The organism is Paenibacillus sp. URB8-2, from assembly GCF_013393385.1.
Taxonomy (GTDB): domain Bacteria; phylum Bacillota; class Bacilli; order Paenibacillales; family Paenibacillaceae; genus Paenibacillus_AQ.
Map to the genome: position 1 here is coordinate 3417641 of NZ_AP023239.1, position 25642 is coordinate 3443282.

The following is a 25642-nucleotide window of genomic DNA, read 5'->3' on the forward strand; positions in this document are numbered from 1 at the left end:
CTTTCACAGTGCAATGGTCACTTGCCGCCCATCAGACGGTTCACAATTTTGGCGGTGACGCCGTTCGTATCGCTCTTGGTCATTTCCGATAAAATGGAAGACCGCACGTTGTCATCAACTGTGCTTAAAATTGTAATCACCTTATCCGGACTGATGGCGTACATTTCACTAAGCAGCTTTGCCGCCTCCACCGCAGGCATCGAAGAGAACGTCTGGCTTAGCTTTTGCTTGTCTAAATTTGCGCCGCTGCCGGTTGAGGCTGTCGTACCCGCCGAGTCTTGTTTCAGTCTGGATTGAAGGGCTGCAATAGCCATATCGGAAGAATTGGCCGATTCTTTTAGCTTAACGGATACATCCGCAGCAACTTTCGGGTCCATTTTTTCCAAGATCCCCGTCTTGCTGTCGTTGTTCATCCCGCTAAGCAGTTGAACGACCTCATCGGTCGTCATATTCTGCATGATCGCCGCCGCTTTGGATGCCTGCATTCCCGCATAAAGCTTGGTCATTGCCGCAATTTCCTTTTGGTGGTCATCCTCTGTTTCAACCGGTTGCTGGGTGCTTGCGGCCTGCTGCATCTCGTCAATCTGCGACTTTAAAGCCTGAACCTGTTTATCCTGCTCGGTTTTTTGCTCATTCAGCTTCTTTACTGTTTCCTCCTGCTGGGAGAGCTGAGCCTTAAGCTCCTTAATGGTCGACTCCGAGCTTGCCGCCTGCTCCTCCGCTTGCTGACTGTCCTCGGAGGTCTCACCTTCCGGGTCGGGTATCCATTTATTCACAATCGGGATTTTGTTCGCAATCTGCAGCATGTCGTTTCGGTAATCCATATTAAAGAGAGTCAGCAGAACCCCAATCAGGACAAGGGTAAAAATAATCGGTATCATCAGAAAAAGAAACCGCTCGAACTTGCCTGCCGACCCTTCGTTTTCAAGTTCCATATCGTTCTGTGCCACTGCCGAATAACCTCCAAACGTCAGAGGGACTTCATCGCGAAGCGGACGGTAGCCATCTCATCCAATTCGTTTTGCTCCCGCAAATTCAAATTTTGCTGGAAAATACCCAGCGCCTTGTCTCTTGCTTTCAGCCAGACCTTTTCATCCAACGCCTTTGAATTCAAATTTTCCTGTTTTCTCGAAACTTCCTGATGCGCCTGGCTGATTTCGCCTTGTTTACGCGTAATGCAGTTATCCAAATAGTCCACGTAATCCTGCATCTCCCGGATCGCTGCCATTGGCGTTCTCCGTTCTGCCGCAGCCTGAAGCGCGAGCAAAGTCTCATTTCGCAGTTCCATAAGTTCAACCAGATCTTTCTCCTGTGTCTGCAGTTCTCCAAGCGCACTTGAGAGCATCCATTCCGCCTGCGTTTTTTCATTCCCCTTCAAGTCGACGACTTTTTGGAAATTATAGTGAAACTTCATTAATTAAAATCAACTCCTCGAGAACTGGGAAATTAAGGTCTGTTGAACTTCGGCCAACGTTGTCTTCTCGTCTACCTTCTGCTTCGTAAAATTCCAGATGCTGTCGATGTAGTGCATCGACTCGTCAATCTGGGCATTGGACCCTCTTTGATAAGCCCCGATATTGATCAAATCTTCGGATTCCTTATATACCGCCATCAGGCGTTTTACATTCTCGGCCGCCTCGATTTGATCCTTCGGCGCGATATCCTTCATCACCCTGCTGATGCTCGCCAGTACGTCGATTGCCGGAAAATGTCCCTTGTTCGCAATGCTCCGGTTTAGCACAATATGTCCATCCAAAATCCCGCGGACAGCATCGGCAATCGGCTCGTTCATATCGTCGCCATCGACCAGTACGGTATAAAAAGCCGTGATCGAGCCAGTCGGCCCCGTACCCGCGCGTTCCAGCAGCTTCGGCAGACTGGCGAACACCGAAGGCGTATATCCCCTCATCGCCGGAGGCTCTCCGACGGCAAGGCCTACTTCGCGCTGGGCCATTGCATACCGTGTAACGGAGTCCATCATCAGCATGACGTTGAGTCCGCGATCACGGAAATATTCGGCGATGGTCGTCGCAATCAGCGCCCCTTTAATTCGGATCAGCGCCGGCTGGTCAGAGGTCGCCACGATCACAACCGAACGCTGCAATCCTTCCGGGCCGAGGTCGCGCTCAATAAAATCAAGCACTTCCCTTCCCCGCTCGCCAATAAGCGCGATCACGTTGACATCGGCTGATGTATTTCGGGCAATCATACCCATCAGCGTGCTTTTCCCTACGCCCGATCCGGCAAAAATGCCGACCCGCTGTCCCTTTCCGATCGTCAGAAGGCCGTCTATCGCCCGCACTCCGATGCTGATGGGCTCCTGTACCCTGGGTCTATTCAGCGGATTGGATGGAATATTGAAGGTTGAACTATACGGCATTCGCGCCGGAATAAGCGAACCGTCAAGCGGCTGCCCAAGGCCGTCGAGCACCTTGCCGAGCAGTTCCGAACCAACCTGCACGTTGAGCGGCTTGCCTGTGCCAACCACATCGCAGCCCGGACCGATCGCCTGCAATTCTCCCAGCGGCATCAACAGCACTTTGTTGTCGCGGAAACCGACGACCTCAGCCTTGAGCGGCTTGCTGCCTTTGGCCGGATAGATATTGCATACGTCGCCTATACTCGCGTCCGGTCCTTCCGATTCAACCATTAACCCAATAACCTGGGTGACCTTGCCGTTAATTCTGATGGGATCGATACCGCGAAGCTGCTCTTTGTATCTCCGGGTGTCAAGCATCTTGTTCCCCATTTCTATGTTCCTCGTTGTCCAATGCCACCCTGATCAGTTCCTTCTTGATTTCCTGAAGCTGGGTGTCAATTCTGGCATCGACGCTTCCAAATGAAGAGCGGATCACGCAGCCGTGGTCCTTTACCGTTGAGTCCGGCAAAATCTGAAGTTCCGCCTGCGAATCGATCGCCAGAGCAAGCTCCTCGCGAGCCGCATTTACGAAGGAGAACTGGCTAGGAGCTACACACAGGGAAATGATTCCCTGCTCCCGCTTGCGTGCCAGGTTCCTCTTGATCAGGTCGATTGTAAACGCAGGCTCGACTGTAAGCTGTTTCTCTACGATTTTCTCGGCGATATCGCAGCTCAGCTCCACGAGAAAAGGCTCTGCTTCCTGAATAATAACATCACGCGCTTTATAGGCTTCGGTCAATACGGCTTGGGCCTCTTCCATAATCTCCGCCAGCTTGGCCTTCATTTCTTTTTCGGCCTGCAGCAGACCCTCATCGTAGCCCTGCCTGTAAGCTTCGGCTTTAACCGCTTCTGCCAGGTGTTCATCCTGCTCCCTCCGGCTCCGCCACCAATCCTCGGCTTCGCTTCGTGCCGTCTCGATAATGCGCTCCGCCTCAAGCGAAGCGTTACGGACCTGCCCTTCGGCGAATTCCTTCGCATCGCGCAGCATCTCTTTGCGCGCCTGCTCGGCCGCTTCACGCGCGGGATCTTCATGATGCTTCTCGGCGCTTTCCTCCGACTGAGTTTCCTCTTCGGCAAGACCGGCGTGCTGCCGGGCCAGCTCCAATCTTTTGAGCACATCAACGGGAACATATTGGGAGTGTTTGATCAACCTAGACAATGATGTCATCTCCTCCGCCGCGGGCTATGATAATCTCTCCCGATTCTTCCAGTCTGCGAATAGTCCCTACAATACGGGTCTGGGCTTCTTCCACATCACGCAGCCGAACCGGACCCATGTACTCCATTTCTTCCCGGAAGGTCTCCGCCATGCGTTTGGACATATTTCGGAAAATGACGTCGCGGACCTCTTCGCTAGCGACTTTAAGCGCAAGCTGCAAATCCGCATTTTCGATGTCACGTATAATGCGCTGGATGGAACGGTTGTCCACGTTGACAATATCTTCGAATACGAACATCCGCTTCTTGATCTCTTCCGCCAGCTCGGGATCCTGAATTTCGAGCGAATCCAGAATGGTGCGTTCCGTCCCCCGGTCTACACCGTTCAGAATTTGTACAATCGACTCGATGCCGCCGGCGTTCGTGTAATCCTGGGTAACAGTTGCGGAAAGCTTTTGCTCCAATACCCGTTCGATCTGGGAAATGACCTCCGGAGAGGTGCTGTCCATAACGGCGATTCTTCTTGCCACCTCCGCCTGTTTATCCTGCGGCAGAGAAGAAAGAATCGCGGCGGCCTGTTCGAACTTTAAATAGGAAAGAACAAGGGCGATTGTCTGCACATTTTCGTTCTGAATAAAGTTCAAAATCTGATTGGGATCAGCCTTCCGCGCAAAGTCGAACGGTCTGACCTGCAGCGTTGCCGTCAGGCGGTTGATAACTTCCAGCGCCTTCTGCTGCCCCAGCGCCTTCTCCAGAATTTCCTTGGCATAATTGATGCCGCCCTGCGAAATATACTCCTGAGCCAGACAGATTTGATGAAACTCAGACATGATCATATCTTTTTCATTGTTGTCAATCTTGCGAACGTTGGCGATCTCCAGCGTAAGCTGTTCAATCTCCTCGTCTCTTAAATGCTTGAAAATCTGCGCCGAAACTTCCGGTCCAAGTGTAATGAGCAGGATAGCGGCTTTCTGCCGGCCGCTAAGTCCCTGCTGTGCGGCCTTTGCCATGCGTTCACCTCTGTTCGTCTGCAAGCCAGGTGCGCAGCAGATTTACGAACTCGTCCGGCTTTTTCTTGGCCAGGCTTTCCAGCTGCTTGCGCACTTGACTCTCGTTCGTTACGCTGTCCAGGTTAATGGACGGATACTCGGTAGGCGCCTGAAGCGGCACCTCTTCATCTTCTTCCTCCGCATTATTGCGGCGGCGCCGATAGATAAGATATCCAACTCCGCCGCCAACGAGTGCCGCCCCCGCTGCGATAGCCCATATCATCCATGATGCCAGTCCTCCCGAAGCCTCGGCAGGCGTTTGTGTGCCGAAAGGCTGCGAGTAGACGGAAACTTTTTTACTTAAATCAGCGTCAGTATAGTTAATCCCCGAATCGGCAAGGGAAGCTCTGACAATATTAACCAGAATGTTGCGAATGGCGTCCGAAGTGGGTTGATCCAAAGAATTTTGCCCGTTGGGTGGTTCAACCGCTACATTAATGGTTAAGTCTTTAACAGTATATGGACTTGCAATGATATCTTTGGTGATTCTGTTCACTTCATAATTCCTTGTCTCTGAAGACTCCTCGGATGAAGTGTTTCCGGAGTTCGTACTGCTTGGATACCCCTGCACGTCACCCTCTCCGGTTCCCGCAACCCCACCGTTCGTACTGCCTTGTCCCGAGTACGTATTGCTTATTATTTGGGAACTGATTTCGATCCCTCTCATATTTTCGGTATCAACAGGTGTGACAATGTCTTCTTTCCGGTTCTCTTTATCAAAGTTCAGCTTGGAAAAGACGAGCACATCAACTTTATCGGGTCCTGTAAGAGTACTAAGAAACGCCTTGACGTTCTTTTTCACTTCATCTTCAAATTTCTTTTGAAGGGCGAAGTTTTCTTCAATTTGGCTGGATACTCCGCCTTGTCCGCCTTTTGCCGTAGGGTATAGCTCGGTCTCGTTATTCGTGATCGTAATATTGTCAACAGGCAAATTCGGAACAGCCGTCTTCACCAGATTGAAATAGCCGTCAATATTATCCTGACTCGGTCTGAAGCCCGGCTTGAAGCTCAGCACCACGGATGCCGAGGCTTTCTCCTGATCATCCTGGGTGGCGAACACGGTCTCCTTAGGCAAATTGACGAGAACTTTAGCGTCCTTGACACCCTGCATTCTGCGCAAAAGCTGTTCTACTTCCCCGTTCAGAGCGTTATTGTACTTAACGTTAAATTCATTCTCCGTCGTGCCGATCATGGATGAGCTCTGATCAAATACTTTAAAGCCGATCGAGCCGTCCTGAACAATCCCCTGCGAACCGATATCCACCTTAACACGGGCCGCATCGGTGCTTGGTACGGATATACTGTGACCGTCGGGACTTAACCGGTAGCTGACTCCAGATGTCTCCAAATAGTTTATGACTCCGGCGGCATCCGTACTGTCCAAATCTTGAAATGCAACCTCATATTGGGTCTTGCTAAGCTGCATCGTCACAGCAACAATAATTATTATAATGATAAACAGCGTCGAAAAGAATAATATCTTCTGTCGGACGCTGAATCTGTTCCAATACTGGACAAGCCTGTCCCTGTACTGGACGAATCTTTCATTCACAGTGTCACCCCATCCGAAACTAAGCTAGATTGTTTAGATTTGAGTTCTCATAATTTCCTGATAGGCTTCAATCACTTTGTTCCGGACTTGGGTGGTCAGCTGTAAGCTCAGCAAAGCCTGCTGTGAAGAGATCATCGCTTCGTCCACATTCACTTCTCCCAGGACAAACTTATTATTCATATCTTTCGCATTTTGTTCCTGAGCAGCCACTTGATTCAGCGCATCCTCAAGATACGAGCCAAAGCCTTTTACGCTATCCGAGAGACCTGCGGAAGATTGGGCCTCCGTAGTCTTCATTGCAAGCGGCTGAATACTTTGCGCGCCAATTGTGAAATTTTGTATCAACGTTTCTCCTCCTTGAAAATAACCCTAGAGTAAGCCGGATTGATCAAGCTCTTGAAGTATGTTTATAGATTATTTACCGATCTCAAGCGCCTTGGATACCATCGATTTGCTTGCGTTAAGCATAGTTACATTAGCTTCATAGGAACGGGATGCGGAAAGCATATCTACCATTTCCTTCGTAATATCCACATTAGGCATATACACATATCCGTTAGCGTCCGCATCGGGGTGGGTTGGATTATAAACTGGCTTGAGCGGCGAGGAATCTTCTATGATCGCTTGAACGCGAACACCTTCCGATCCTCCGTTCATTTTGGAATTCAGAATATTAGAAAAACTGTCATTCCGCGCAGATTCGAGCATCACAAGCTTGCGCCGGTACGGCACCGCTTTGCCGTCAACAACCGACGCCCTTGTCGTTTCCGCATTCGCTATATTAGATGAAATTACATCCATTCTAAGCCGCTGTGCGGTCAGTGCCGAAGCGCTGATTCCAAAACTGCTGCCAAAATTCATACCTCTTTATCTCCCTTCGGTCGCCGTCCGCATCATCGAAATCTGGCTGCTCAGCAGTTGAACATAAGAACTGTAACGAAGCTGGTTCTCGGCGCTGAGCGCCATCTCGCGGTCAATATCGACATTGTTTCTGTTGTTGTTCATAGATGTGTTCTCGTCGGTCTGAATGACCGGGGCGGGAATAGAACCTGCCGATCCGAACTGAATATGACGTGGGTTCGTCACTTTGGCGCCAAGCGAAGGTTGGAGTCCGTTCTCCTGTTCGCGCAGAAAGCTCTCGAAAGAGACATCGGAGCGCTTGAATCCCGGCGTATCCACATTAGCCACGTTATTGGCCAGCGCGTTTTGTCGCATGGTGGCGGCATCAATGCCCTTTTGCAATCTTTGGAAACTGATACTGTTAAGCAATCCCATGATTTTCCCCCTTCCAAAGCTATCATAATGAAAAGAATTCCACAACTTTTTCTGAAATCCTTCTCCAGTCGACAAATTTTGATAAAAAAAGCGATCTTTCCCGTAAAAATAACCGGGACTTTATGATCGACAGATTGAGACATAAAAGAGGTAATTATTACATATATTGATTCTCTTAGAATCTGAATATTATTACAATAAGAAAATAGCCCTATCTTTTTAAAAAAGAGAGGACTTTTCGTGTTTTTTATGCATATTTTTACATTTTACCATCCATTTTTTTCTTTCGCCTTCAGATTGTCCCGTAATTTTCCTTATTTTAGGTTAATTCGGGCAGGTAACTGTTACTTCTTACCTAGAAATTTTCCATTCAAAGGAAGTTACAAGATGTATTGACTCAGATCCCGATCTTGGGCAATGCTTGCCAGCTTCTCACGGACGTACTCAGGCGTGATGACCATTTTATCCAGTGTCAGCTCGGGGGCTTCAAACGATAAATCTTCCAGCAGCTTCTCCAAAATAGTGTGCAGGCGTCTCGCCCCAATATTCTCCATATTTTGGTTGACTGTCGCGGCAATTTTCGCAATTTCGTAAATGGCGTCGTTTGTAAACTCTACCTCAATATCTTCGGTTGCGAGTAGATGGATATACTGTTTGGTCAGCGCATTTTTCGGTTCCTTCAATATCGATACGAAATCTTCAAGGGACAGGCTGCTTAATTCAACCCGAATGGGGAAGCGCCCCTGAAGTTCAGGGATCAGATCGGACGGTTTGGCGACGTGAAATGCACCAGCGGCCACGAACAGTACATAATCGGTCTTCACGGGGCCGTATTTCGTCATTACGGTAGATCCTTCGACGATCGGCAAAATATCCCTTTGCACACCCTCCCGGGATACATCCGGACCAGCCCCTTTGCCTTGGCTTGCCACTTTGTCGATCTCATCGATAAAAATAATGCCGGATTGTTCCGCGCGCGCGACGGATTCCTGAATAACGTCGTCCATATCGATCAGCTTGTTCGCCTCATCCTGAATCAGCACTTTACGGGCCTCCCGGATTGGAAGCTTGCGCTTCTTGGTCCGCTTCGGCAGAAGGCTTCCGAACATCTCCTGCATATTCATACCCATCTGGTCGTTGCCCTGTCCTGCGAACATATCCAGCATGGTCGGAGTGGTATCTTCGACATCGACCTCAATAATATCGTCTTCCAGTTGTCCTGCCAGCAGCTTGAACCGGATTCCCCGGCGGCGTTCACTTAAAGAGGCGTCTCCGTCCGTATCTTCGGATTTCTCTTCCTCCTGGCCGCCATTTCCGCCAAACAGCATCTCGAACGGATTGCGCTGGGCTTTATTCTTGGAGCCGGAAGGAGCGAGGATGCGCACAATCCGCTCATTGGCCAGCTCTTCCGCCCGGTCCTTTACCTTCTCTGTGCGCTCAAGCTTAACCATCCGGATCGCGGTTTCTACGAGATCGCGCACCATGGATTCCACATCGCGTCCCACATATCCGACTTCGGTAAATTTAGTCGCTTCCACTTTGACGAACGGAGCATTCACCAGCTTCGCAAGGCGTCTGGCAATTTCGGTCTTGCCCACACCGGTAGGCCCGATCATCAAGATATTCTTCGGCACGATTTCGTCGCGCAGTTCTTCGGACAGCTTGCCGCGCCGGTAACGGTTCCGCAGTGCGACCGCCATTGATTTCTTGGCCTGCTTCTGTCCGACGATATACTTATCCAGTTCGGCTACGATTTGCCGGGGCGTAAGCGATTGATTCGCCATCTCCATTCCTCCACTTCTCTGGCGGGCATTAAGCCTGCAATTGTTCAACGATAATATTGGAATTGGTATAGACACAAATCTCTGAAGCGATAGTAAGCGCTTCCTTTGCGATATCCGCCGCACCGAGATCTTTGGCATGTCGTTTCAGTGCCCGGGCGGAAGCCAGGGCAAAATTCCCTCCGGAGCCGATCGCAAGCACATCGTCGTCCGGCTCGATAATCTCGCCGCCGCCGGATATGAGCAGCATGCCGTTCTTATCCATGACGATCATCAGCGCCTCCAGCTTGCGCAGGACGCGGTCCTGGCGCCAATCCTTGGCCAGCTCTACCGCCGCGCGCTGCAAATTGCCGTGATGTTCTTCCAGCTTGCCTTCAAACTTCTCAAACAGGGTAATCGCGTCAGCAACCGATCCGGCGAATCCGGCGATGACCTGCCCTCTGTATAATCTCCGCACTTTTTTGGCGGTTGTCTTCATGATGACATTTTCTCCAAAGGTAACCTGTCCGTCGCCTGCGATGGCCGCTTCGCCATTATGCCGCACGGCGCAGATGGTCGTTGCGTGAAAGCTCGGAATCATGCTCTCGCCTCCTTTAATCATGCTCTCAAAAATGTTCGGGCCTCTACAGAGACCCGGAACCGATGTTGTGGGTCAGATCCATGCGTTCTGCGAATCCGGCAAGACTGTCCAATGCACGATGGGCAAGAAGCTCATTTTTTTCCTTTTTGTTGCGGATTCTGCGTTCAGGCTTCGGCAACAGACCGAAATTTGCGTTCATCGGCTGAAAATGCTTGGGATCGGCAGATGTAATGTACGCAGGCATACTTCCCAGAACGGTATCCTCCGGAAAAACAAGAGGTTCTTCGCCCAGAGCGATTCTGGCGGCATTCATGCCGGCTATCATTCCCGAGGCCGCAGATTCGACATAGCCTTCCACACCCGTCATCTGGCCCGCGAAAAGCAGTCGCTCGCGCCCTTTCATCTGATAGGTCGGATGCAGCAGCTTCGGCGAATTGATAAACGTATTGCGATGCATGACGCCGTAACGGACGTATTCCGAATTCTCAAGACCCGGAATCAGTGAAAAGACCCGCTTTTGCTCTCCCCACTTCAAATGGGTTTGAAACCCTACCAGATTATATAGCGTTCCGGCTGCATTGTCCTGACGAAGCTGAACGACGGCAAAAGGTAGCTTGCCCGTATGGGGATTGACAAGGCCGACCGGCTTCATCGGGCCAAACAGGGCCGTCTGCTTGCCGCGTTTCATCATAATCTCGATCGGCATGCAGCCTTCAAAGTAAATCTCCTTCTCAAAATCTTTGAGCGCCGCCGTTTCCGCAGAAATAAGCGCATCGTAGAAGACGTCGAATTCCTCTTCCGTCATCGGGCAGTTGAGATAGGCCGCTTCGCCTTTATCATACCTGGAAGCCAGGTATACCTTGCTCATATCGATCGAATCCTTCTCGACAATCGGAGCCGCCGCATCGTAGAAGTAAAAATACTCTTCACCCAGCAGCGCTTTGATCTCGGAAGATAGCGCCGGAGACGTTAGCGGTCCGCTCGCGATCACGACAATCCCTTCCTCCGGTATATGCGCCAATTCTTCATTTATAACCTCAACAAGCGGATGTCCGTGCAGCGCCGCCGTAATTTCGCCGGAGAATCCGTCGCGGTCTACGGCAAGCGCGCCTCCAGCCGGTACGGCATGCTTATCGGCCGATCCGAGGACCAGTGAGCCGAGCCGCCGCATCTCCTCTTTCAGGACGCCGACCGCATTGCCAAGTCCGTTGGCCCGCAGCGAGTTGCTGCATACGAGTTCGGCGAACTTATCCGTATGATGGGCCGGCGTCTTAACGACCGGACGCATTTCATATAATTTTACCGGCACTCCTCGCGATGCAATCTGCCAGGCCGCCTCGCTCCCCGCAAGCCCCGCTCCGATTACCGTTACCGGCTGGGGACCGCCCGCTGTCTGTTTTACTGTATCCGTCAACTTCATACAACCTCCATAAGTCTTTCTTGCTGAATTCATACACTATTCGGTACACATGATGTAACCTTACCAGGCTTCGATGACAAGCCTTAATTTATTGGGTGGGATTATTCCGCAGCTTCTTCTTCATTGTCTTCCAGATTCTCGGTATGATCGCATGACGTACACTGCAGCCGAACACCTTGCTTATTCCGTTTCTCGATCATCCAGGTACCGCACTCCGGACACGGTTTGGAAGACGGTTTATCCCAAGAGACAAAATCGCACTCGGGATAACGGTCGCAGCCGTAAAAAACGCGTCCCTTCTTACTGCGCCGTTCAACGACTTTTCCTTCATGGCATTTCGGACAGCCAACGCCAATGTCTTTGATAATCGGCTTCGTATTGCGGCAGTCGGGGAATCCGGAACAGGCCAGGAATTTGCCGAAACGCCCCAGCTTGTAAACGAGCGGCTTTCCGCATTTCTCGCAAATCTCGTCGGAAACCTCATCCACGATCTCGATCTCTTTCATTTCCTCTTCGGCCACTTCAAGACGCTTCTCGAAGGAATTGTAAAATTCGGCAAGAACTTTTACCCAATCTTCTGCGCCTTCTTCCACATGGTCAAGATCGCCTTCCATATGCGCCGTAAATTCCACATCCAGAATTTCCGGGAAGAACTGCTCCATTTGTTCGATAACCAGTTCTCCTAGCTCGGTGGGCATGAATTTTTTCTCTTCAATGGCTACATAGCCGCGCTTCTGGATCGTTTCCAGCGTCGGAGCATAAGTGCTTGGACGCCCGATCCCCAGCTCCTCAAGCGTCTTGACAAGACGCGCCTCCGTATAACGCGGCGGGGGCTGAGTAAAATGCTGCTTCGGGTCGATTTCCTGCTTGACCAGCTTATCGCCCGCCTGAAGCTGCGGCAAATATTTCTCTTCCTCCGTCGTACCGTCATCGTTGCCTTCCACATAGACCTTCATAAAGCCGGGGAAAGACACCTTTGAACCGACGGCGCGGAACATGGCTTTGCCAACCGCAATGTCAACGGACAGCGTATCCAGCAGTGCCGAAGCCATTTGGCTCGACACGAAGCGTTCCCAGATCAGCTTATACAGCCGGAACTGGTCGCGGCTTGTAAATTCCTTGACGGTGTCAGGCTCGCGCAGTGCCGAGGTTGGCCGGATCGCTTCATGCGCATCCTGGGCTCCAGCGGCCTTCTTGGAGTATTGACGCGGTGTTTCCGGCAAAAAGTTCTCCCCGTACTTTCCGGATATCAGTTCCTTCGCTTCTTCCTGCGCAGTCGCGGAAATCCGGGTGGAGTCGGTACGCATATACGTAATCAGACCGACAGTGCCTTCTTTTCCAAGCTCCACACCCTCATACAGCTGCTGGGCGACGGACATGGTCTTGGCTGCCCGGAATCCGAGCTTGCGCGCCGCCTCCTGCTGAAGGGAGCTCGTTGTGAATGGCGCCGACGGATGGCGCTGTCTTTCTTTTTCCTTCACTTCGTTGACAATAAAATCTGCGCCTTCAATCGCCTTTAATACTTCTTGTACGTCGCTTTCGCGTCCAAGTTCCTTTTTCTCACCATTTAATCTGTGAAACTTGGCGTCGAATATGGAATCCCGGATACCGAGTTTAGCCGTAATGGTCCAGTATTCCTCAGGCACGAACGCTGAGATTTCATTCTCACGGTCCATAATGATTTTAACGGCAACTGACTGAACGCGTCCGGCCGACAACCCCTTTTTGACTTTCTTCCATAATAAAGGGCTGATTTTATAACCGACGAGCCTGTCTAGTATTCGCCGCGCCTGCTGGGCGTTGACCAGATCCATATTGATTTTGCGCGGGGATTTGAAAGCATCCTTCACGGCCTGCTTCGTAATTTCGTTGAACACGACACGGCAGTCCTGCGTATTGTCCAGATCCAGCGCATGCGCCAAATGCCAGGCGATTGCCTCTCCTTCGCGGTCCGGGTCAGCCGCCAGATAGACTTTTTTCACTTTTTTGCTCGCGTCTTTCAGCTCTTTGAGCACCGAGCCTTTGCCGCGGATGGTAATATATTTGGGATTAAAGTCATTCTCGACCTCCACACCAATCTGGCTTTTGGGCAGGTCGCGAACATGTCCCATAGATGCCTTTACAATATATTTGCTGCCCAAATATTTGCCGATGGTCTTCGCCTTTGCAGGCGACTCGACAATGACCAAAGAATCAGCCACAGAATCGTCCTCCTAAAAGTTTTGTAGCATACTCTTCATGAATTCCTTAACAAAACTCGCTCGGAAGAATACGCTAAAACCTTATACTTCTATTGTTATATAATCTTATATACTGCTCCAGGTAAGGATGTTACCGCTTTTTTTATGATTAAAGATAACAGAACGGAATGCAAATGTCCAAAATCCAAACCGCTTTTCTCCAGTAGCTCATCCAGGGAACATGGGCCCTGATGCAGTATATGGTATAGGCGGGACTCGTCACTTGTCAAATTCTTTTCGACGCATAGGCCGCCGTAACCTTCGTTGTTAACCTCTAGATTTGACGGTGTATTCCCACTTTGAGGAAGAAAAGAGGCATATTCCGCTTTAATATCGGCTGCACTCGTTACAAGAGCCGCTCCCTGTTTAATCAGTTCCAGCGCTCCTCTGCTTTTGGGGGAAGTAATCGGTCCGGGAACGGCAAAAACATCTCTGCCTGCTTCAAGGGCGGCATCCGCCGTAATCAGGGAACCACTCCGGCTGTCGGCTTCAACGACTACCGTGCCGAGGGCAAGTCCGGCGATAATCCGGTTGCGCTGGGGAAACAGGCCGGGATGGCTTTTGGTGCCGATCGGATATTCGGTGACCACCAAACCTTCGCGTGAAATGCGCCCCAGCAGTTCGCGATTTTCCGGAGGATATATTTTGTCCATGCCGGTGGCCATGACGGCTACGGTTCCGCCGGATTGACCCACCGCGGCTTCATGACAGATACTGTCGATCCCCCGGGCCAATCCGCTGATAACGGTTAAGCCGCTTGCGGCCAACTCTTCGGCGAGAACGGTTCCGACCTTGCGGCCGTACGCCGTTGGAACGCGCGTCCCAACCATCGCAATGCCGGGTCCTTGCAGCAGATCAACCCGCCCCCGGTAGTACAAAACCCATGGAGGCTGGGGAGTTTCTCTTAGCAAATCGGGATACCGGTCGTCGAACACGGTAATCATCGATACACGGGCTGATTCCATTATGGATCGCCGAAGCTTTACCCAATCCCGGGTCAAAACATCCGCCAGCTTAGTTGACATTCCTGGTGTCAGACCGATCCTTTCCCAATCCTCCGGCTTACAATCAAACGCCTTTTCCGACAAAAATCCCGCCTTGCATATTTTGTCGATACTCTTCCAGCCGATGCCTTCCACTTCATGCAAACCGAATAATACATCCCGATTATTCATAAATAGGCTCTCCCTTTTAATAGAAGGCACACGCCTTCCTATTTTGTGTCATGCGCAGCGCAATTGCAAGCTGTTCCGGGCGAAGCCCAAAAGAGTATCTCCTAGAACATGCTGCAGCAGAGGGCGCAAACGCAAAAAAGCAACCCTTTATTCCCGCGAGAGAATAAAAGGTTGCTTACCTTTGTTATTATTATACACAATCGGGCGGCTGCCGGAAGTCCTGTTTTGCCCTGAAATCAAATGACTGTGTACACCTTAAAATTACTAATGCGTCGTGCAAGTGTGGAGGATGCCCTGTTCTTCCAGCACGCTCACCAGCGTAGAACCCATCTCGGCAGGCGTCGGAGCAACCTTGATGCCGCAAGCTTCCAGTACGGCGATCTTCTCGCCTGCCGTTCCTTTTCCGCCCGAAATGATCGCGCCGGCATGGCCCATGCGCTTGCCCGGAGGAGCGGTCGTTCCGCCAATAAATCCGACGACCGGCTTGGTCATATGATCGCGAATCCATCTGGCGGCTTCCTCTTCGGCGGTCCCGCCGATTTCGCCGATCATGATGACCGCCTTCGTACGTGGATCTTCATTGAACCGTTTCAGGATATCGATAAATTCCGAACCCTTGACCGGATCACCTCCGATTCCGACCGCCGTTGACTGCCCTATGCCGCGGGTTGTTAGCTGATGAACCGCTTCATACGTAAGCGTTCCGCTGCGTGATACGACCCCGACATACCCCGGCATATGAATATAGCCCGGCATTATGCCGATTTTGCACTCTCCCGGCGTGATGACACCTGGACAGTTCGGACCAATCAGCACGGTGGAGCGGCCTTCCATGTAACGCTTCACCTTGACCATGTCGAGGACAGGAATGCCTTCCGTAATGCAGATGACGAGCTCCAGCTCGGCTTCCACCGCCTCCATAATCGAATCAGCGGCAAAAGCGGGCGGCACATAAATAACACTGGCGGTCGCGCCTGTCGCCTTTTTGGCGTCTGCAACCGTGTTAAAGATGGGCAGACTTACGGTTTTGCCGTCTTCCAGGGTTATGTCAATCGACGTGCCTCCCTTGCCCGGCGTAACGCCGCCAACCATTTGCGTGCCGTATTCCAGCGCACCTTTGGTGTGGAACAAGCCCGTCGAGCCCGTGATTCCCTGTGTGATGACCTTCGTATTTTTATCGACAAGAATGCTCATGCGCGTTCACATCCTATTCCTAATTGTAAAATACGGGTAACCGCGGCCGATCCGCCGTTACTGCACAAGAGAAACAATTTTACGGGCTCCGTCTGCCATCGAATCCGCCGAAACGATGTTCAAACCGGACCCGGACAAAGTCTTTTTGCCAAGCTCCACGTTGGTGCCTTCAAGACGGACAACGAGCGGTTTGGTCAAACCGAGCTGACTCGCCGCTTCCACAACTCCGCTGGCAATCACATCGCAGCGCATGATACCGCCGAAGATATTAATGAGAATCCCCTTTACCTTGGCGTCGGACAAAATGATTTTAAACGCTTCCGTCACTTTCTCCGCTGTTGCGCCGCCCCCGACATCAAGAAAGTTCGCCGGCTCGCCTCCGTAATATTTGATAATATCCATCGTAGCCATCGCCAGCCCTGCGCCGTTAACCATACACCCGATATTACCATCAAGCGCAATGTAGCTAAGATCGTATTTGGAGGCTTCGATTTCCTTCTCGTCCTCCTCGTCCAGATCGCGCAATGCCTGAATATCCTTGTGCCGAAACAGCGCATTGGAGTCGAAATTCAGCTTGGCGTCCAGCGCCAGCACGTTACCGTCCGCCGTAACAACCAGCGGATTGATTTCGGCAATCGAACAATCTTTATCCATAAAAGCCGAATATAGCGCTTGCATAAACTTGACCGATTTACCGATCAGCTCATTAGGTATGGAAATATGGTAGGCCAGCCTGCGCGCCTGAAAGACCTGAAGTCCTACCGCAGGATCAATAATCTCTTTGAAAATCTTCTCGGGATGCCGAGCCGCCACCTCTTCGATTTCGGTTCCGCCCTCTTCGGAGCCCATCAGCACGACACGTCCCGACCCGCGGTCGACAACAAGCCCGATATAATACTCCTTGACGATCTGACAGCCTTCTTCAATAAGCAGCCGTCTCACCAGCTTACCTTCCGGACCCGTCTGGTGCGTCACCAGTGTCTTGCCAAGAATCTCTCCGGCAAATGCGCGGACTTCATCCACATCCTTCGCAACCTTGACGCCTCCGGCTTTTCCTCTGCCGCCTGCATGAATCTGGGCTTTAACAACGGCGACGGAACCTTTCAGCTCCTCGGCCGCGGCTACCGCTTCATCCACTGTAAAAGCCACTTTTCCGTTCGGTACGGCGACGCCGTAACTTTTGAGCACTTCTTTTCCCTGATACTCGTGGATATTCATTCCGGAAGCCTCCTAAAGTGAGCGGAATTTGCAGGCAGCCTGCAGAATTTCCGCTTCCATTTTGATTGAAGCTGGGCCCGGGTTCGGATCGGTATTGTACTCTGTATTCCCGAATGAGGAAACCCAGAATATTGTACCATGTTTTTGTAGCGCTTTCCTCAAAATCTTTCATGATTTATACATACATTTTCGCATGATTCCATGCCGGAATGCGAACGATTGCGTTGACAAGCTTTACATTTTAAAAAAATTAACTACGCAAATTAGCTTGATGCACCCTGTTTAACAGACTGCGGAACTGTTGCAGAAGATCTCCAAATTCCTCTTTCGTCATCGTCATTCCCTTTGTCATCACGCCGGGAATCGTCTTCGCTTTGTCCTGAAGCGCCCAGCCTTCATCCGTCGGAGAGATCAGCACCTTGCGCTCATCCTCTTGCGAACGCTCGCGAATAATCAGACCGGCTGCCTGCAGGCGCTTCAACAGCGGAGTCAGCGTACCCGAATCGAGATACAAATCGGCGCCTAGCTCTTTGACTGTACACTGTCCTTTTTCCCAAAGAACGAGCATTACAAGGTATTGGGAATATGTAACGCCCAGCTCGTCAAGAAAAGGCTGATACAATTTCGTTATTTCGCGCGAACAGGCATATACCGTGAAACAAAGCTGATTTTCCAGCAGCAGTTCGGGGATAGGGGTTGGCTTTTGTGTCATAGCTTATGTTCACCTGCTTTCTTCCTTCGATTTTATCATAATTTATAATTCAATTCATGTTAATAGCAAAAAACATTTTGACATTTTTTATATTTGTGTTAAATTAAATTGTGTAAAATATACATTCGAGTTAGGAGATGATGGGTGGTCCCGGAGGAGAAGGCACCAACCCGGAGCAGTTGTTCGCGGCCGGTTATTCCGCCTGTTTTGACAGCGCGCTGAACTTGGTGGCCCGGCAGAAGCGAATCAAGATCGAAGGCAGTGAAGTTACCGCTACCGTATCCTTCGGCAAAACCGAAGACGGCGGTTTCGGCATTGCGGTCGTCCTGAGTGTCCATGTAAAAGGCGTGGATTATGAAACGGCGGTCTCTCTCGCCGAAGGCGCCCATGCGGCATGTCCTTATTCCCGCGCTACACGCGGCAATATCGCCGTAGACATTAACGTCATTAAAAAACATTCGATTGGCGGAGGGTATTGATTTACACCCCGTCAGATTTATATAATAAACGAGAAGCCATATTTTTCGGAAAATGAGGAAGCACCTCTTTACTGAAGCCAAGCGCATGAGATGCGCCGACTTTAGAAGAAGAGGTGTTTTGTTATGTATGGAAAAATGCACAGCGCCTGCCTTTACGGCATTGAGGGCGTCATGATCGGTGTGGAAGTGGACCTCGCGAACGGTTTGCCGCAGACAAATATTATCGGGCTTCCCGACTCCGCCATCCGTGAAGCGGCCCTGCGGGTACGATCCGCCGTAAGAAATTGCGGCTACCGCTACCCCCAGCAGCGGGTTACCATCAATCTTGCGCCGGCCGATCTGCGCAAGGAAGGCTCCGCCTTCGATCTCGCGATCGCCGTCGGCATTCTGACGACAAGCGGACAGCTTGTTATGCCATCCGCCGGAGAGACACTGATGATCGGCGAGCTCGCGCTTGACGGCAGCCTCCGGCCGGTGACCGGAGTGCTGCCCATGGTCGAAGCCGCCCGAAAGGCAGGCTTTGAAGCCGTTCTGCTGCCTCGCGGTAACGCTGCGGAAGCTGCGCTGATCGGCGGCATGCGTGTCTACGCAGTTGATCATTTGCATGAGCTGCGTGGACCAGAGCAGCCGACCTCATCCCCCGCCGATGTTGAATCGTTAGGAGAACCGGGAACCCCCGGTGAAATTGCCGAAGCGGCAGATGCAGGTGAACATCATACGGCAGAAGATTTGGGCGGCGGAATGGACAGTCTGCCGTTTCCGGTTACAACGGACAGCGGAGCCGGCATTGTGCAGCCGATCTTGGCACTGTCGCTGGAGCATCTCCGTTATACCGCCCCCGTCAGCTTCCCCGCTTCTTCAGAAGCCATAGAAACAATGAAGGAGGATTACAGCGACGTACTGGGCCAGCACCACGTCAAACGCGCGTTGACCATCGCCGCCGCGGGCATGCATAACATTCTTCTTATCGGTCCGCCAGGCACGGGCAAGACGATGATGATCAAACGCCTGCCCGGTATACTGCCGGACTTAACCGACAGTGAAGCGCTGGAGGTCACGCAAATATTCAGTGCCGCAGGCAAGCTGAAAGATGCTCACCGGGGACTCATTCGGGAAAGGCCCTTCCGTTCGCCGCACCATACCATTTCTGGAGCGGGATTGATCGGCGGGGGAGGCGTTCCGAAGCCCGGGGAGGTCAGTCTCGCTCACCGAGGCATTTTGTTCCTCGACGAGATGCCCGAATTCTCGCGCAGCGTGCTGGAAGTGCTCCGCCAGCCAATGGAAGATCATGTCGTTACGATCAGCCGAGCAAGGGCCGCTTTTACGTTTCCAGCCAGGGTAATGCTCGCTGCTTCTATGAATCCGTGCCACTGCGGCTTTCTCGGAAGCAGTCACCCCCAGCAGCGCTGCACATGCAGCCCTGCACGCATCGCCCAGTACCGCGGACGGATATCGGGGCCCCTGCTTGACCGGATCGATCTTCAGGTTGATGTTCCACGGCCAAGAGAATGGGATATGAACGGCGGCAGCGCCGGCCTGTCGACGGCGGAAATGCGCTCCCGGGTCGCAGAGGCTCAAGCTGTTCAGTCCGAACGCTATAGGCGGCTGCCGATCTCCTGGAACAGCGAACTTTACGGCACATCTCTCCGCCGTTATGCGAATCCCGGTCCCGAAGGTGCCCGGATGCTGCACTCACTGCTGGAGAACCTTGGACTTAGCATGCGGTCTTACGACCGCATTCTGAAACTGTCCCGCACCATCGCCGACCTTGACGGCGCGGACCGGATATCATCTGCACATATCGCGGAGGCGCTGCAGTACCGGAATTTGGACAAAGCGCCTATGGAAGAGGAACAAGAGATTTGACCGGTTTCACTGATCGATTGGAAAGGGTGGAACCAGCAGTTAAAGGAGCGCCGGGCAATTTCTCATTGGCCCGGCGCTCTTTTTAACCCCTTATATTATAGAAGAAAAAATTGTCGGAAACGCTCGAACGGCCCCGAAAACACGCAATTGAGAGAAGCGTCCTTTAGAATGAGGCTTAGGCTGGGCAGGTTGGCTAAACCCAATCAGCTTTCGGACAGCGAATCATCCCTTTGATTCTCTTGTGAGGCCAAAGCATCCATAAGGGCTTCAAACGACACCGGCCTATAGTTCCAGTGCTCCACGCAAACATTGAAATGGTTGTTCCCTGCGTATTTCTGGCCGTGGATATGACCATGCACATTTACGTAAGGCATATGCTGATTCATATACAGCGGCTCGTGAGTGAGCAGAAAAAACTCCTTATAAATAATGCCATTCTCGCTCACTTCCTGAAATCCGGCATCCAGCCACCAGCTGCGGGAACGGCCGCGGTCATGATTACCCAATATCAGCGTTTTGTAGCCGTTCAGCCTGCTCAATATTCGGCCTGTCTCCTCCTTGTCCAGGAAGGAAAAATCACCCAGATGGAATACTCGGTCCTCTTGACCAACCGCTTCATTCCAGCCGGCGATCATCGACTCGTTCATCTGTTCTGTATCGGCGAACGGCCGGGATTCATAATCAATAATCGCTCTGTGGCCAAAATGATGATCTGACGTAAAGAATACTTTTGTCATCTTCTCTCTCCCCATCTGCTGAAATTTCATTATGTATGAAAAATAAAGACACAAACCTGCCGATTCCGCAAATAAGGCAAAAAGGCTCCACAGCCGGTTTTTGCCGATTCTGTAAGAAGCCCAGTTGCCGCGTTCTCTTTTAAGGAAGTATCAATTGCGAACTCCATACTTTCCTTTTAGTACCTGTTCGTCAATTGCGTTTATGCATTCGACGGTTATCGCATGCCTGGATCAGCTCGGCAAGCGTTGGCGGACCCTCATTTTCAATCAGCCATTGGCGCATCGCCTTAATCGCTTCAACCTGTCCGTCACCATTATCCCGCCAGGTTAGCAATTCAATCACATTAATAATCAGCGTCATCAAACTCGCATTGCTACTCTGCGACTTGTCTGCGCGTATTTTTTGGAACAGCGCCTCGTTTTCCCAATCGAATAATATTTCTTCGGCGATGGCCGGCCTCATGACGGTGAAAGTCTGATGGCATGAGCTGCAACTGACGGACGTTACCGGTTCCGTAGTGAATACCACGCCAATTTCCAGTCCGCAATGTTGGCAAGCAAATTTCACATGTATATCAAATGGTTGTTGTTTCACTCGGACAGCCTCCTCTTGGAATATTAAACGGTTACACTAATGTATACCCAATTCCGCTCAGAACTGACCCAAAGCTGTTCACTATTGAGACTCGAATTCCATTGGAAGGAATTTATATTTTTCCATATAAATCTCAGTTCTGTTTAAAAGGCCTCACGGATGTGGTTGAGCGATACGATGCTTAAATCCCGGCTCATCAACACAGTAATCACGTCAAAAGATACGGGGCGCTCGCTTTGCCGGCTGTTGTGCAGATAAACCCGGGCCGTTCGCCGAACCCGGTCAATTTTGCGGGCATCCACCGATTCTTCCGGCGTTCCTTGCATCAGACTGCCGCTGCGGCTCCGTACCTCGACGATGACGAGACGGCCGTCTTGCTTGGCGATAATGTCGATCTCCCCCGCCCGGCAGCTCCAATTGCGATCCACAATGGCATATCCTTTGGAGCTGAGGTAAAGAACGGCCGCATCTTCAGCCGCTTTTCCCTTTTGCTTGCGGTTATATCGGACCTCTTCGCTGAGATTGGAGGAATGCACTGGATTCTTGCCCTTATGAAATGGACCGTTCATTCCTGTCTCCTGGAGCCTGCGGAAGCATCGCTGCGGTATACATAGCTCAAAATTTCGGCTACCAGTTGATACAGCTCCGGTGGAATTTGCTGGTCGAGATCCAGCTTGGAGAGAACCTCGACCAGAGCGGCATCCTCCTGGATAGCGATCCCGTTTTCTTTAGCCTTTTGCAAAATTGCTTCGGCAATGTTGCCCTTTCCCTTCGCGACAACGACCGGCGCCTCGGTCTTCCCCGGCACGTATTTTAGCGCAACGGCTTTTTTCATGTTATTTAGAAATTCCCCGGTGGAATCATTCATATGCGGTAATCCACCCCTCTGTAAGAATCGGGAACGTAATCGGCCGGACTCCCCGGCCCTTTCCCCGTCTTCTCCGGACTTTGGGCGGGAAAAGACTCCGCTTTAAACGAAGAAAGCTGGTAGCCGATCGTTTCCATCGCGGACTTAATATCGTCTCTCGACGATTCAAGCAGTTCTTGAGCCCACGGTTCATTATTGTGCAGCTTCAAGCTGACAATCCGGTCCACCACCTGAACATCGACAAGAGTCTGGCCCAAGGCCTTCATATCCAGATCGAACCACAGCCGGCAGTTAGAAGCGTCGAGTTCGCCCTTATGTCCCCGTCTCGACTGAATATGGACGGAAGCCGTCTCCGTTCCATCCGGACCCTTGAGCGGCAGAAACAGAGTTACCTGCGCGAACGGGGCCGTGCGGTCCGTGTTCAGCAGCAGCTGCTGGCCGGTCAAATGCTGCACCAGCTGCCCCGCGGCTTCTTTTACCGCCGCGGGAACGTCGCTGCTGGCCATCGCCTGCAGCAGCACGCCCTTGACCGTGTCGCCGGTTTGCTCACCGGCGACTGCTCCCGGCTCCGCGCCGGCTTGTACCGCGCCGCCGCGGAGCGCCAGCTGCTCGTGCTCCGCACCGAGCAGCTTGAGCACCCGAGCCACCCAGGCTCCGCCCGGGGTGGCGTCCGGCTGCGGCCCCGCCGCAGCCGCGGGGTTCCCGCTCGCGGCATCCGCGCGGGCAGGGTCTCCCGCCGCGTCCGACGGCGGGAGGGCGGCGAGCTGCGGCAGCGCGTCCCGCAGCTCGACGAGCACGCCCTGCAGCTTCGCGAGCAGGGCTCCAGCCTTCGTCTCGCCCGCCGCCAGTCCTGCCGCTTGCGATCCTCCAGCCTGCGTTCCTCCGGCCCTTGTTTCACCCGCCGCCAGTCCTGCCGCTTGCGTTCCCCCAGCCTGCGTCTCGCCTGCCGCCAGTCCTGCCGCTTGCGATCCTCCAGCCTGCGTCTCGCCCGCCGCCAGTCCTGCCACTTGCGCTCCACTAGTCCGCGTCCCGCCTTCCGCCAGTCCACCAGCCTGCGCTCCCCCAGGCCGCGTCTCGCCTGCCTGCACTCCTCCGGCCCTTGTTTCACCCGCTGCAGGTCCGCCTGCCCGCGCTCCCTCAGCATCTGCGGCCGATCCAGTTCCGGCCGCAGCCTGTCCACCGCCGGCTGCCGTCTGCTCACTGTCAATCGACACGCCAGCACCGCCGGTCATTATTGGGCCTTGGCCGCCCGCCGTCACAGCGGTCATTCCTTTAGCCGCAACGGCCTCATTACCTGACGGAAGTACACCATTTCTGCCTCCCGCTCCGGCATCCGTATTCGCCGTTCCGCGTCCGGCCGCGGCTTCGCCGCCTTCCGGTTCAATTGAAGTGGTTCCGCCGTCGCCCTGTCGACCTGGAATTCCGTTTGCGCCTTCTTTACCCAGCTTCAGGGTGAATGGGCCGGAAACTGCCGCGGTTCTTTCGCCCCTAGCCTCGGCATTCCCCGCTTGCTTCCCGCCGCTTGAGCCTTCCACAGCTGCGCCGGTCGAACCGGCTGTCCCCGCCTGATTGACAGTGTTCCCGCCAGAGTTCACATTATCGGCAGGCAAAGCGCCTGTATTGGAACCAGGCAACTGAGCGGCTCCACCGCCGCCAGCTTCCTGCTGCCCAATCCACAGAGTCAACTGCTCTTCCAACGCGGATAGCAGCTGGTGAAGCTGCGGACCGAATATCGCCTGCTGAAGGCCTCTGATACTCTGGGGGGTAATGGGCAGGCCCCGTTTTTCCGAAATAACGGCTGCTTCAAGCCACTCCTTGACAGGCACATTCGCCGGCTTGGCCTCCATTACCGCATTCAGCTTGGCGGCGGTTTCCTTGGTCAGTGGAAGCCCTCCCGACTGCATGGCCTGTATGATTTCACGCCCCGCTTTAGAATCGCTCAGACCGAGCGCATTGAGCGCCTCTCCCATCGTCTGCGGCGAAGCGGCGATTCCCGCCGGGGCCGGTTTCAGCACCGGGAGACCCTGATCGCCAGGAGGCCCTACCTGCAGATTCAGCGTTTGTCCCTGCTGCAGCGGCGTCTCCAGCTCTGCGCGTACAGGGGTACCCTGAATTTGCACTACTGCTTCTTTTCCCGATTCCGATATGCTGAGGACGACGCCGCGGACGACCTGCCCTTCTTTGAGTTCCAACGTTTTCGCTTCTCCGGGCTTGCTGTCTCCCAGCAGACCGCGAATCAAAGACCCGATGTTCACGCCGCTTGCTCCTCTCTGCTCATCTTCTTGTTTTTATATCGGCATCTGCTGCCGTTTTTGCAACCCAAGGGGTTTAGTCGTCTATTTTTACGATAACGTCCGGTTATAAAAACAGCCCGGCTCAACAACGATCGCCGGACTGCTCCAAATCTATAATTTTTCATATTCATAAATGCTCTAAAATAAAGTGGTCTGATCCGCCAGGATTCTCCCCAGGAAGCTGCGCCGATGCATCGGCGTCGGCCCTAGTGTTACAATTCGCTCGCGGTGAAGCTTCGTCGCATAGCCCTTATGTATGGCAATTCCGTAATCCGGATACAAGTCCTCCCATAACCCTTCGCAGAGCCTGTCGCGCGTCACTTTGGCTACGATGGACGCCGCTGCAATCGACTGACTATTGGCATCCCCTTTAATGATCGCCCGCTGCGGCAGAGGGAGATCGATCTTTTCAGCATCAATCAGCATATAATCGGGCAGGATGCCCAGCCCTTCAACCGCTTTTTTCATGGCCAGCCTTGAGGCTTGCTTAATGTTAATTTCATCGATCCGGGAAGAGTCCACATGCCCTACCCCGACAGCCAGGGCCTGCTCCATAATCAGCTCGAACAGGGTTTCCCGTTTCTTGGCCGTCAGCTTCTTGGAGTCATCCACACCCTCGATAATCAGACCTTCCGGCAAAATGACCGCTGCCGCCACCACGTCGCCGAACAGGCAGCCTCTGCCCACCTCGTCCACTCCGGCAATACGGAAGTAAGATTGCTCCCAGACCTCTTTTTCATAGAACAGCATATCATTATCCATTTCCTTACCCACCCGCCAAACTGTAATTTCCGCTTCCGCCCGCTTTTAAATTTAGCTTACCACAGCAGCACCGGCAAGGTCATCCACAAAATGTCCTGTTTTGATATCCAATATCCGGCGTATGAGAACCATATAAAGTCCTTGAATTCTCAGCAAAAAAAAAAGAGCCGCCGAGAATTCGGCCGACTCTTCCTAACCCGCATTATTATCCGCGAGCGTCTAACTTGACGCTATTTAAGTCACTTTCAAACGGACAGGAATCCTGTTC

The 25642-nt window shown here is 52.5% G+C and carries 24 protein-coding genes and 1 pseudogene; 2 read left to right on the plus strand and 23 right to left on the minus strand.

Annotated features, from left to right (window positions below; all coding sequences use genetic code 11):
* Positions 1-17 precede the first annotated feature (17 nt).
* From PUR_RS15675 to PUR_RS15755, 17 genes are all read right to left on the minus strand, one after another.
* Positions 18-950, minus strand: coding sequence for a MotE family protein (locus PUR_RS15675; protein ID WP_179036054.1), 933 nt, complete (start codon positions 948-950; stop codon positions 18-20).
* Between the two features lie 20 nt (positions 951-970).
* A complete protein-coding gene (gene fliJ / locus PUR_RS15680) occupies positions 971-1414 on the minus strand; it encodes a flagellar export protein FliJ (RefSeq protein WP_179036055.1) in 444 nt (147 codons plus the stop codon).
* Between the two features lie 9 nt (positions 1415-1423).
* A complete protein-coding gene (gene fliI / locus PUR_RS15685; protein WP_179036056.1) occupies positions 1424-2749 on the minus strand; it encodes a flagellar protein export ATPase FliI in 1326 nt (441 codons plus the stop codon).
* On the minus strand, positions 2730-3578 hold the full coding sequence (locus PUR_RS15690; RefSeq protein WP_179036057.1) for a FliH/SctL family protein: 849 nt from the start codon (positions 3576-3578) through the stop codon (positions 2730-2732). The genes fliI and PUR_RS15690 overlap by 20 nt, the downstream gene beginning before the upstream one ends.
* Positions 3571-4587, minus strand: coding sequence for a flagellar motor switch protein FliG (gene fliG / locus PUR_RS15695; protein ID WP_179037937.1), 1017 nt, complete (start codon positions 4585-4587; stop codon positions 3571-3573). The genes PUR_RS15690 and fliG overlap by 8 nt, the downstream gene beginning before the upstream one ends.
* A 4-nt stretch (positions 4588-4591) precedes the next feature.
* On the minus strand, positions 4592-6178 hold the full coding sequence (gene fliF, locus PUR_RS15700) for a flagellar basal-body MS-ring/collar protein FliF (RefSeq protein WP_179036058.1): 1587 nt from the start codon (positions 6176-6178) through the stop codon (positions 4592-4594).
* 33 nt (positions 6179-6211) lie between these two features.
* The gene (gene fliE / locus PUR_RS15705) at positions 6212-6523 is read right to left on the minus strand and encodes a flagellar hook-basal body complex protein FliE (protein ID WP_379309926.1); all 312 of its coding nucleotides are present in this window, start codon (positions 6521-6523) and stop codon (positions 6212-6214) included.
* Between the two features lie 69 nt (positions 6524-6592).
* Positions 6593-7039 carry a flagellar basal body rod protein FlgC gene (gene flgC / locus PUR_RS15710; protein WP_179036059.1) on the minus strand — a complete coding sequence of 149 codons (447 nt, stop codon included), beginning with the start codon at positions 7037-7039 and terminating at the stop codon, positions 6593-6595.
* A gap of 6 nt (positions 7040-7045) precedes the next feature.
* A complete protein-coding gene (gene flgB, locus PUR_RS15715; RefSeq protein WP_179036060.1) occupies positions 7046-7453 on the minus strand; it encodes a flagellar basal body rod protein FlgB in 408 nt (135 codons plus the stop codon).
* A gap of 380 nt (positions 7454-7833) precedes the next feature.
* A complete protein-coding gene (gene hslU, locus PUR_RS15720) occupies positions 7834-9237 on the minus strand; it encodes an ATP-dependent protease ATPase subunit HslU (RefSeq protein ID WP_179036061.1) in 1404 nt (467 codons plus the stop codon).
* Between the two features lie 28 nt (positions 9238-9265).
* On the minus strand, positions 9266-9814 hold the full coding sequence (gene hslV, locus PUR_RS15725) for an ATP-dependent protease subunit HslV (protein WP_124693772.1): 549 nt from the start codon (positions 9812-9814) through the stop codon (positions 9266-9268).
* A 43-nt stretch (positions 9815-9857) separates the two neighbouring features.
* The gene (trmFO, locus tag PUR_RS15730) at positions 9858-11228 is read right to left on the minus strand and encodes an FADH(2)-oxidizing methylenetetrahydrofolate--tRNA-(uracil(54)-C(5))-methyltransferase TrmFO (RefSeq protein WP_232101526.1); all 1371 of its coding nucleotides are present in this window, start codon (positions 11226-11228) and stop codon (positions 9858-9860) included.
* A gap of 107 nt (positions 11229-11335) precedes the next feature.
* The gene (gene topA, locus PUR_RS15735) at positions 11336-13435 is read right to left on the minus strand and encodes a type I DNA topoisomerase (protein ID WP_179036063.1); all 2100 of its coding nucleotides are present in this window, start codon (positions 13433-13435) and stop codon (positions 11336-11338) included.
* Between the two features lie 95 nt (positions 13436-13530).
* A complete protein-coding gene (gene dprA / locus PUR_RS15740; RefSeq protein WP_179036064.1) occupies positions 13531-14649 on the minus strand; it encodes a DNA-processing protein DprA in 1119 nt (372 codons plus the stop codon).
* 264 nt (positions 14650-14913) lie between these two features.
* On the minus strand, positions 14914-15843 hold the full coding sequence (gene sucD / locus PUR_RS15745) for a succinate--CoA ligase subunit alpha (protein ID WP_179036065.1): 930 nt from the start codon (positions 15841-15843) through the stop codon (positions 14914-14916).
* A gap of 57 nt (positions 15844-15900) precedes the next feature.
* Positions 15901-17061, minus strand: coding sequence for an ADP-forming succinate--CoA ligase subunit beta (gene sucC / locus PUR_RS15750; protein ID WP_179036066.1), 1161 nt, complete (start codon positions 17059-17061; stop codon positions 15901-15903).
* A 250-nt stretch (positions 17062-17311) separates the two neighbouring features.
* Complete coding sequence (locus PUR_RS15755; protein ID WP_179036067.1) at positions 17312-17773, minus strand: MarR family winged helix-turn-helix transcriptional regulator; 462 nt, start codon at positions 17771-17773, stop codon at positions 17312-17314.
* A gap of 140 nt (positions 17774-17913) precedes the next feature.
* Between PUR_RS15755 and PUR_RS15760 the strand changes: the two are divergent.
* Positions 17914-18252, plus strand: a pseudogene (locus PUR_RS15760) (Ohr family peroxiredoxin); the annotation flags it as partial.
* Between the two features lie 123 nt (positions 18253-18375).
* Complete coding sequence (locus PUR_RS15765; RefSeq protein WP_179036069.1) at positions 18376-20118, plus strand: YifB family Mg chelatase-like AAA ATPase; 1743 nt, start codon at positions 18376-18378, stop codon at positions 20116-20118.
* Between the two features lie 203 nt (positions 20119-20321).
* Here the strand turns inward: PUR_RS15765 and PUR_RS15770 are convergent, their stop codons facing one another.
* The 6 genes from PUR_RS15770 to PUR_RS15795 form a co-directional block, all read right to left on the minus strand.
* Positions 20322-20855: a metallophosphoesterase gene (locus tag PUR_RS15770; protein WP_179037939.1), complete on the minus strand. Its 534-nt coding sequence runs from the start codon at positions 20853-20855 to the stop codon at positions 20322-20324.
* Between the two features lie 190 nt (positions 20856-21045).
* Entirely contained in the window at positions 21046-21450 is a 405-nt protein-coding gene (locus PUR_RS15775) for a hypothetical protein (protein ID WP_232101527.1), read from the minus strand.
* Positions 21451-21593: 143 nt separating this feature from the next.
* Entirely contained in the window at positions 21594-22019 is a 426-nt protein-coding gene (locus tag PUR_RS15780; RefSeq protein WP_179036070.1) for a YraN family protein, read from the minus strand.
* Positions 22016-22318: an EscU/YscU/HrcU family type III secretion system export apparatus switch protein gene (locus tag PUR_RS15785; protein ID WP_179036071.1), complete on the minus strand. Its 303-nt coding sequence runs from the start codon at positions 22316-22318 to the stop codon at positions 22016-22018. The genes PUR_RS15780 and PUR_RS15785 overlap by 4 nt, the downstream gene beginning before the upstream one ends.
* Positions 22315-24573 carry a TrbL/VirB6 family protein gene (locus PUR_RS15790; protein WP_179036072.1) on the minus strand — a complete coding sequence of 753 codons (2259 nt, stop codon included), beginning with the start codon at positions 24571-24573 and terminating at the stop codon, positions 22315-22317. The genes PUR_RS15785 and PUR_RS15790 overlap by 4 nt, the downstream gene beginning before the upstream one ends.
* Before the next feature lie 177 nt (positions 24574-24750).
* Positions 24751-25374 (minus strand): ribonuclease HII, encoded by a 624-nt coding sequence (locus tag PUR_RS15795; RefSeq protein WP_179036073.1) that lies wholly within the window; start codon positions 25372-25374, stop codon positions 24751-24753.
* Positions 25375-25642: the final 268 nt, after the last annotated feature.

Coding starts and splice junctions, on each gene's coding strand:
- fliJ (WP_179036055.1), bottom strand. CDS start 1,414: ATGAAGTTTCACTATAATTTCCAAAAAGTCGTCGACTTGAAGGGGAAT.
- fliI (WP_179036056.1), bottom strand. CDS start 2,749: ATGGGGAACAAGATGCTTGACACCCGGAGATACAAAGAGCAGCTTCGC.
- fliG (WP_179037937.1), bottom strand. CDS start 4,587: ATGGCAAAGGCCGCACAGCAGGGACTTAGCGGCCGGCAGAAAGCCGCT.
- flgC (WP_179036059.1), bottom strand. CDS start 7,039: ATGAATTTTGGCAGCAGTTTTGGAATCAGCGCTTCGGCACTGACCGCA.
- flgB (WP_179036060.1), bottom strand. CDS start 7,453: ATGGGATTGCTTAACAGTATCAGTTTCCAAAGATTGCAAAAGGGCATT.
- hslU (WP_179036061.1), bottom strand. CDS start 9,237: ATGGCGAATCAATCGCTTACGCCCCGGCAAATCGTAGCCGAACTGGAT.
- hslV (WP_124693772.1), bottom strand. CDS start 9,814: ATGATTCCGAGCTTTCACGCAACGACCATCTGCGCCGTGCGGCATAAT.
- dprA (WP_179036064.1), bottom strand. CDS start 14,649: ATGAATAATCGGGATGTATTATTCGGTTTGCATGAAGTGGAAGGCATC.
- sucD (WP_179036065.1), bottom strand. CDS start 15,843: ATGAGCATTCTTGTCGATAAAAATACGAAGGTCATCACACAGGGAATC.
- sucC (WP_179036066.1), bottom strand. CDS start 17,061: ATGAATATCCACGAGTATCAGGGAAAAGAAGTGCTCAAAAGTTACGGC.
- PUR_RS15755 (WP_179036067.1), bottom strand. CDS start 17,773: ATGACACAAAAGCCAACCCCTATCCCCGAACTGCTGCTGGAAAATCAG.
- PUR_RS15765 (WP_179036069.1), top strand. CDS start 18,376: ATGTATGGAAAAATGCACAGCGCCTGCCTTTACGGCATTGAGGGCGTC.
- PUR_RS15770 (WP_179037939.1), bottom strand. CDS start 20,855: ATGACAAAAGTATTCTTTACGTCAGATCATCATTTTGGCCACAGAGCG.
- PUR_RS15780 (WP_179036070.1), bottom strand. CDS start 22,019: ATGAACGGTCCATTTCATAAGGGCAAGAATCCAGTGCATTCCTCCAAT.
- PUR_RS15785 (WP_179036071.1), bottom strand. CDS start 22,318: ATGAATGATTCCACCGGGGAATTTCTAAATAACATGAAAAAAGCCGTT.
- PUR_RS15795 (WP_179036073.1), bottom strand. CDS start 25,374: ATGGATAATGATATGCTGTTCTATGAAAAAGAGGTCTGGGAGCAATCT.